Below are 2187 nucleotides of genomic sequence, written 5' to 3'. Positions count from 1 at the left end.
GGCGCATGGAAAGCGCGTGCTTTTGCATACGCAAGTCAGACAGTGATGCCATAAGTTAACCAAGTTTTTGGTCAACTTTTTCTAGGACGAGACAGCTGCCCGGAACCTGGTGGCCACCTAGCCCCAATAGGGCCGGGCGAGTTTAAGAAACTCGTCTATGATTCAAAGTTTACGAAATGCCCCGAATAGATGAGTTTCGTAAACTCCCTAACGGTTCAAAACCACGCGTATTCCGGAAGCATTTGCAAAAAACTCAAATGCCTCCACCACGCAGCGTTTGCAGGCCGTTTTTAACGGGTACTTTCGAGCGAATATGCTCTGCTAGCAGGTCTTTATCGGACCCTAAGCGAAAGAGGGTTGCTACTTAAACCAAGGAATGTATTTTCAGCCTCAAATGGCCCATCACCCTTCGTTCAATGCCTTGGTCGCGAGCTGGTGCTTGGTGCTCGCTGCTCCTTTTGCTGCCGCGGGCCAGCCGACCGTCGAAGCAATTCAAAAGCCCACGTACCCGTTTTCTCAGGACATCGCGCAAACCGTACAAGCCACCACCCCCGCCCAACGCACGGCCGCCGCGGAGCAAGCGGCCGTGGCGTCCTCGTTCATTGGCGACTACCGGGCCGCGCTGCAGTACGTGGACCGCAACGCGCCCGCCATGCCGACCATTTCGAAGGCCGATAGCCTCTATTTTCTTCGCTTTCGGCCCCAAAACGCCCGGGAGTATATTCTGGCCCGGGCGGGACGCGAACGAATCGTGATGATCAACGAGGCCCACCACGTCCCCTTGCACCGCGTGTTTACGCTTTCATTGCTGGCCGGCCTCTACCAGCAAGGCTATCGTTACCTGGGAGCTGAAACGCTCAGCGAAGGGGACCAGGGGCTGGCAAAAAGGGGGTATCCGGTCACCAGCCCCACCGACTACGCTACTAACAGCGGCTACTACACGGCCGAGCCACAGTACGGCAACCTGATTCGCGAAGCCTTACGCTTGGGCTTTACGGTGTTCGCCTACGACGCCTTTCCGGACGTCCCCCCGGCCGACTTTGCCCGGCAACGCGAGATACAACAGGCCCGCAATATTGAAAAGGTCTTACAGGCCGACCCCACCGCCAAAATCCTGATTCATGCGGGCTACGACCATATTCGGGAGGATTCGCTGGGCGGCAGCTGGGGCAAGGCGATGGCTGGGCGCGTGAAGGAATTCACGGGCATTGACCCTTTTACCATTAATCAAGAAAAGCTAAGCGAAAAAAGCGCGCCGCGCTTTGAAAACCCGTACTATAAGCTGGCGCAAGCGACGGAGGCCAGCGTATTCCAAAACCCAGCCGGGCAAGTATTCGCGGGGCCAGTTGGCGTGTCCCTTTTTGATGTTCGGGTGTATCATCCCCCGACGCGCTATCACCTCGGCCGACCGGATTGGCTGCTGCTCCACGGTCGACGCAAATCCCATATCCTACCCCAGCGCGCCCAATTGGGGGCTTATCCCTGCTTGGTGTTCGCTTATCGGAAGGAAGAGGATTCTCGCGTCGCGGTGGCGGCGGATATCATCGAATTACGCACCTCGCAAGACCGTACCGCCTTAATTCTGGAGCCGGGGAGATACCTGCTTCGCTTCCAAGCCCGCAACGGTACCACCAAGCAAATGCCCTTGCGCATCAAGTAAAAACAGGATTTTGGGGGCAGTGAGGAAGTGCAAAAACACCCATCATCATCTGGGAATCGTCGCTTAACATAAGCTTAGTTCTCAGACCCGTCTCGGAATAGTGACGGGTTTTTACCCCTCCTTCCGCTAAGATGTAAATTGCACTTTTAGCCTTGGCTAAAAGTTTGGTCCAACTGTTCCGCAAGTTTCTGACAATTCTGGGACCCAAGGAGTAGCCGAACCCCTCTTGGTTCAGCGCTTACTCTTTCCCGTATGAATTCCCTACTCGCCTACTTGGTTTGGAACCCAGACCCCATCATTGCCCATATTGGCCCGCTTACGCTACGCTGGTACGGGCTATTATTCATGTTGGGCTTTGTGGTGAGTACGCCCATTTTCCAGTACATTTTCCGGCGCGAGAAAGTGTCGCCTCGGTGGGTTGATGTGTTGACCTGAGGTGGTCTAGCTAAGCTGGACAGAGTTGGGACGTTGTTTGGAGTTGTGTTTCGAAGTGGTTTGGCGACTGGTAATTGAGGGCGGAATGCCGG

At 55.4% G+C, this 2187-nt stretch carries 2 protein-coding genes; both read left to right on the top strand.

From position 1 onward, the window contains the following. Positions 1 to 394 precede the first annotated feature (394 nt). Entirely contained in the window at positions 395 to 1660 is a 1266-nt protein-coding gene (locus tag H145_RS23105; RefSeq protein WP_157541841.1) for a hypothetical protein, read from the top strand. A gap of 252 nt (positions 1661 to 1912) precedes the next feature. After that, the gene (locus tag H145_RS0119245; RefSeq protein ID WP_019949775.1) at positions 1913 to 2095 is read left to right on the top strand and encodes a prolipoprotein diacylglyceryl transferase family protein; all 183 of its coding nucleotides are present in this window, start codon (positions 1913 to 1915) and stop codon (positions 2093 to 2095) included. Positions 2096 to 2187: the final 92 nt, after the last annotated feature.

The sequence above is a fragment of the Hymenobacter aerophilus DSM 13606 genome, from assembly GCF_000382225.1.
Lineage (GTDB): Bacteria > Bacteroidota > Bacteroidia > Cytophagales > Hymenobacteraceae > Hymenobacter > Hymenobacter aerophilus.
Note: the sequence above shows the minus strand (reverse complement) of the source record. Positions and strands in the feature narration are given on the sequence as shown.